Source organism: Pseudomonas sp. PA-4-8C (genome assembly GCF_021606625.1).
Classification (GTDB): Bacteria; Pseudomonadota; Gammaproteobacteria; order Pseudomonadales; family Pseudomonadaceae; genus Aquipseudomonas; species Aquipseudomonas lactis.
Window position 1 is genome coordinate 1 of the sequence record NZ_WKCD01000350.1, and the last position, 5,024, is coordinate 5,024.

The following is a 5,024-nucleotide window of genomic DNA, read 5'->3' on the forward strand; positions in this document are numbered from 1 at the left end:
GAGTTATATAAAAATGCATTTTAAATATTATTAAAGCATAAGCAGCCTTGCTAGGATCGCTCCACCGGAACACCGGACATACCGCGCAACCTACTCAGAAGGAGCCACTATGTCCGGCGCCGATAGTGCTCACAGCGATTACGTGGGCTCACTGTTTCGCATTCATTACCCTTGGCTGTGCAGCCGCTTGCACCGCTACCTCAACTCCCGTGCCCACGCCGAAGACATCGCCGTCGACGCGTTTGTCCAGCTTCTGAGTGCACCTCAGATAGCGCCGATACGACAGCCCCGCGCATTGCTTACCACCATTGCCCAGCGCCTCGTATACCAGGTGTGGCGCCGGCGTGACCTGGAGCGTGCCTACCTCGCTGCGCTGGATGACGATGCCGCCTGCGCCGAGGATCGGGCCCAGGTACTCGAAGCCCTGCAAGCCATCGATCTATTACTCGACCGCTTGCCGGCCAAGATCAAGACGACGTTCCTGTTGTCCCGCGTCAACGGCCTGACGTACCCCCAGATCGCCGCCGAACTGGGGATTTCCCAGCGCTCGGTCAGTGACTATATGGCCCGCGCTGTTACCGGCCTTGAATCCCACACCGATCAAATGTGGGAGCTGGCTTGCCTGCGATAGCGGTGAGCCAGCCAACACCTCTGACCCTGACAGGCCGCCATCGCAGGCAAGCCAGCTTCCACGCTTACTGTGCTCACTTTGAATCTGATCGAACCACCAAGAGGCAACTTATGAAAGCAATCAAACACCTGCTGGGCAGTTCGCTGCTGGCATTGGCGGTATTGGCGCAGCCCACCTCAGCGGCCGAACCTTCCACGCTGCGCATCGGCTACCAGAAAAGCTCGGTCAGCATGGTGCTCGCCCGTGAGCACAAACTCTTCGAAGCGGCGCTGCCCGGTACACAGGTGCAGTGGACCGAATTCCTCGGTGGCCCGCCGCTGATCGAAGCGCTTAACGCCGGCAGCCTGGACATCGGCAATATTGGCGATATCCCGCCGATCTTCGCCCAGGCGGCCGGGATCGACTTGCAGTATTTTGCCGTCGAGCCCAACGAGGGCAAGGCCGAAGCAGTGCTGGTACCCAAGGCCAGTACCGTGCAGAACGTGGCCGAACTCAAGGGCAAGCGCGTGGCGTTGCTCAAGGGCTCCAGTGCGCACAACCTGTTTCTCAAGAGCCTGCTGCGCGCCGGGTTGCAGTGGAAGGATGTGAACGTGGTGTACCTGTCGCCTTCCGACGGCCGTGCCGCGTTTGAACAAGGCAAGGTGGACGCCTGGGTGGTGTGGGACCCGTACTACTCGGCCGCTGTGATCGACGGCTCGGCGCGCGTGCTGGGGGATGGGCAAGGGCTGAACCCTGCGGGCAGTTTCTTCGTGGTCAACCACCCGTTTGCCAAGCAGCACCCCGAGGCCATCGCCACGATTATCCAGACGCTTGGTAAAGCACAGCGCCTGTCGCTGGATCAGCCCGACGCGAGCATCGCGCTGATGGCCGGCACCCTAGGGCTGCCATCGGCGGTGATCAAAAGCTACTTCGAACATCGCTCGCCTGAACCGATCCGCCCCTTGGCGGCCATCGACATCGCCAACCAGCAACGCACCGCCGACCTGTTTTTTGCCAACGGCCTGATCCCGAAAAAGGTCGATGTGCAGCAGGTGGTCTTCAAGCCCATTGAGTCAGACCGCTAAACCGAACAATGTGGGAGCTGGCTTGCCTGCGATGCAGACACCTCGGTGTATCAGTTGGGCTGAGGTGATGCTATCGCAGGCAAGCCAGCTCCCACCTGTTTAGATAGCGGCCAGGGTTTCCTTCAGTGTCTGGGTTGGCGAAGCCGTGGCCTTCGCCGCTACCTGCTGCTGTTGTTGCTCCTTCAAGCGCTCGGCCACTTGTTTGGCGATGGCGTCTTGTTTTTCCTGGGGCAGCGCCTGCACTTGCTCTTCGGTCAGCCCTTGTTCCTTGAGCAACTGTTCACGAATACGTTCGGCCGGGGATTTGCTCATGTATTCGGTGAACTCGGTACGTGCCCCGTTAGTCGTGGCCTGTAACTGCACGCGGGTCTTGGCGAAGGCTTCGTCGATGCGATCGCTGGCCTTGTCCAATTCCCTCTGCGCGGCCGGCACTGTGACGCTGTGTTGCGCAGCCTGCAAAGCGCCGCTATACAGCGCACTGGCGGCGGCGTTGGCGGGGTCCATGTCGGGTCGCGTGATCTGTTGCACGTTCGACGCCGCTTGAGTGTTGTTAACCAGCATGATCGGTCACCTATGAAAACAGACGGTGCGACAGCTGGAGCAAATACTGTGCCGGGTGCCAGACCCCAGTGTTTACTGGGGCGGAAGTCGTCGGCGCGGCAAGCCTTCTCCTTGTGCGGCCAACCGTTGCCGTCAGTGAGCGATGTTCTCCAGCGCCAGGTTGCGCGTGCGTGGCCCGAACCAACTGATGGTAATCATCACGATCAACATGCTGCTGGCGATAAACGCCAACACACCCGGCGTGCCCAGGTGTTCGAGGATAAAACCGATCAACAAACTGCTGAACACCGTGGATAAACGGCTGAACGAATAACAGAACCCCACCGCCCGTGCACGGATATTGGTGGGGAACAATTCGCTCTGGTAGGAGTGATAACTGAAGCTCAGCCAGGCGTTGCAGAAGGTGATCATCACCCCGCAGAAAATCAGCCCTAACGCGGTGGTTTGCAGGGCAAACAGGCTGCCGAAGATCACCGCCCCCATGGCCGAGCCGACAATCTGCCATTTGTTCTCAAAGCGGTTGGCCACTTTGACGAACAACAGCGGGCCCAGCGGGTAGGCGAGGGTGATGATGAAGGCGTAGAGCAGGCTGTGGGTCACGCTGACCCCCTGGCCCGAGAGCAAGGCCGGCAGCCAGTTGCCAAAGCCGAAGAAGCCGATGGCCTGGAATACATGAAACACGATCAGCATCAAGGCGCGGCGGCGGTAGGGCGGCTGCCAGATATCGGCGAAACGGCCACTGCCTTGCACGCTGATCGCTTCGGGCTCCGGCATGTCCAGCGGCTTGCCTTGATCCTTTTGGCAGCGTGCCTCCAGGTTGTTCAGGATCGTGTCGGCTTCTTCGAAGCGTCCCTTTTGTGCAAGCCAGCGCGGTGACTCCGGCAGGCGCTTGCGCAGTTGCCAGATAAACAATGCAAACACTGCACTGCTCAACACCACCCAGCGCCACCCGGCGATACCGAACGGCGCCTGTGGCACCAGCCACCACGACATCAACGCCACGGCCGGTACGGACAGAAACTGGATAAAAAACGCAAAGGCAAACGCCGAACTGCGCATGCGCTTGGGCACCAGTTCCGAAAGGTAGGCGTCGATGGTCACCAGTTCGATGCCAAGGCCAATGCCCACCAGAAAGCGCATGCAGATGATGCCCACGGCCGAGGTCTGGATGCCCATCAGCACCGTGGCCACCGTGTACCAGACCAGCGCAAAGGTAAAAATCGCGCGTCGCCCGAAGCGGTCGGCGATGGGGCTGAGCAGGCTGGCGCCGAGGAACAGGCCCAGGAATGTGGCCGAGGCGAAAGCGGCCTGGTCCGAGAAGCCGAACACGCCTTCGCTGCCGGTATGAAAAATCCCGTCGCTGATCAGGCCAGGGCTGATATAGGCGGTTTGGAACAGGTCATACAGCTCGAAAAAACCGCCGATGGAAAGCAACGCCACCAGGCGCCAAATAGTGGCGACGGCGGGCAGGCGGTCGATGCGGGCGCTGATGTGGGCGGCGCGGGTGGGGTCTGAGACGCAGGCGGCGAGTGTGGGCATGAATAACCTTGAGTTAGGCGAGTTGGAAGCTTCGAGCTTTAAGCCAAAGCGCTATTGGGCTTGGAGCTTAAAGCGCGCAACTGCTTCTCTAATTGTGGCCGTCGAGCGCGAACGTCTTGAAGCCAGCGTGCTGGCTGAGGCGTTGGTAATACGCCGCGATGGCGGGGTAGGGTGGCCGCTCCATGGGTGTCATCTGCCACCGATGTACCGAAAGGCCGATCAAGATGTCAGCGAGGGTGAACTCTTGGCCGGCGACGTAGGCGCCGGTCTTGCTCAACTGTTGTTCCAGCAAGGCCATCTTGTCGTTCCAGGCCTGCACACCCGCCTGGATGCGTTGCGGGTCCTGATAGTCCGGGTTTTGACGCACCAGTGCGTGGAACGCATAGCCCCACGAAGGGTTGAGTTCGGTGGCTTGCCAGTCCATCCACTGTTCGACCCGTGCACGCAAGGCAGGCTCAACGGGTAGCAAGTCATGGCGCTGATAGAGGCCGACAAGGTAGCGACAGATGGTATTGGACTCCCATAGCACTCCATGGTCGTCGATCAGTACAGGCACCTGCGCGTTGGGGTTCAAGGCGAGGAAATCGGGGGATTGGGTAGGCTTGAAACCGATGCCCCAGTCTTCGCGCACATAGTCGATGCCCAGTTCCTGGCAGGTCCACAGTACTTTGCGCACGTTGATGGAGGAGGTACGGCCCAGGATTTTCAGTGAATGGCCCATGGTGCTTCCCTGGCATTTGGAGAATGACCAATCTAACAGGAGCCGGGCACGGCCGCGAGGGTGTGAAGCGGGCACTGTCGAAAATGTGGGAGCTGGCTTGCCTGGGATAGCGTTGTGTCAGTCAATGAAGATGTTGCCTGATACACCGCTATCTACACAACTTTGGTGCGACGCTGGACCTGTGGCGAGGGAGCTTGCTCCCGTGACGACCGGATAGCCGACGCTGTTCTAACTGACGCACCGCGATCCAAATGTGGGAGCTGGCTTGCCTGCGAAGACGGCCTGACGGCCGACCAGGATGTTGGATTCGACCGCGTACATATCCATTATTTAGGTAACGGCCACTTAGGGTTCCGCCCTGACGGCGGCTCACTTTTGAAAAAAAGCGCAAAAGTAAGCAAAACGCTCTTGCCCCACCACTCGGCACCTCGCTTAGGCTCGGTGTGCCCGAACACAGGCTTGAATCCGTGGGCCGCCGCCACGCGCCATCCATGGCGCGGGGCGGCTA

Annotated in this window: 5 protein-coding genes; 2 read left to right on the plus strand and 3 right to left on the minus strand. The window is 60.0% G+C overall.

Going from position 1 to position 5,024, the window contains the following annotated elements:
* Positions 1-109: 109 nt before the first annotated feature.
* Both GIW04_RS27735 and GIW04_RS27740 read left to right on the plus strand, forming a co-directional pair.
* The gene (locus GIW04_RS27735) at positions 110-631 is read left to right on the plus strand and encodes a sigma-70 family RNA polymerase sigma factor (RefSeq protein ID WP_120248626.1); all 522 of its coding nucleotides are present in this window, start codon (positions 110-112) and stop codon (positions 629-631) included.
* A gap of 110 nt (positions 632-741) precedes the next feature.
* Positions 742-1,695: an aliphatic sulfonate ABC transporter substrate-binding protein gene (locus tag GIW04_RS27740; protein WP_034134345.1), complete on the plus strand. Its 954-nt coding sequence runs from the start codon at positions 742-744 to the stop codon at positions 1,693-1,695.
* A gap of 99 nt (positions 1,696-1,794) precedes the next feature.
* On the opposite strand, the gene GIW04_RS27745 is transcribed toward GIW04_RS27740, so the two are convergent.
* From GIW04_RS27745 to GIW04_RS27755, 3 genes are all read right to left on the minus strand, one after another.
* Positions 1,795-2,256 (minus strand): hypothetical protein, encoded by a 462-nt coding sequence (locus GIW04_RS27745; protein WP_034134344.1) that lies wholly within the window; start codon positions 2,254-2,256, stop codon positions 1,795-1,797.
* 132 nt (positions 2,257-2,388) lie between these two features.
* Positions 2,389-3,795 carry an MFS transporter gene (locus GIW04_RS27750; RefSeq protein WP_003193713.1) on the minus strand — a complete coding sequence of 469 codons (1,407 nt, stop codon included), beginning with the start codon at positions 3,793-3,795 and terminating at the stop codon, positions 2,389-2,391.
* 88 nt (positions 3,796-3,883) lie between these two features.
* Entirely contained in the window at positions 3,884-4,516 is a 633-nt protein-coding gene (locus GIW04_RS27755) for a glutathione S-transferase family protein (RefSeq protein WP_003193711.1), read from the minus strand.
* Positions 4,517-5,024 lie beyond the last annotated feature (508 nt).

Excerpts from the sequence above, each read along its gene's own strand:
- GIW04_RS27735 (WP_120248626.1), top strand. The coding sequence starts at position 110 with ATGTCCGGCGCCGATAGTGCTCACAGCGATTACGTGGGCTCACTGTTT.
- GIW04_RS27740 (WP_034134345.1), top strand. The coding sequence starts at position 742 with ATGAAAGCAATCAAACACCTGCTGGGCAGTTCGCTGCTGGCATTGGCG.
- GIW04_RS27745 (WP_034134344.1), bottom strand. The coding sequence starts at position 2,256 with ATGCTGGTTAACAACACTCAAGCGGCGTCGAACGTGCAACAGATCACG.
- GIW04_RS27750 (WP_003193713.1), bottom strand. The coding sequence starts at position 3,795 with ATGCCCACACTCGCCGCCTGCGTCTCAGACCCCACCCGCGCCGCCCAC.
- GIW04_RS27755 (WP_003193711.1), bottom strand. The coding sequence starts at position 4,516 with ATGGGCCATTCACTGAAAATCCTGGGCCGTACCTCCTCCATCAACGTG.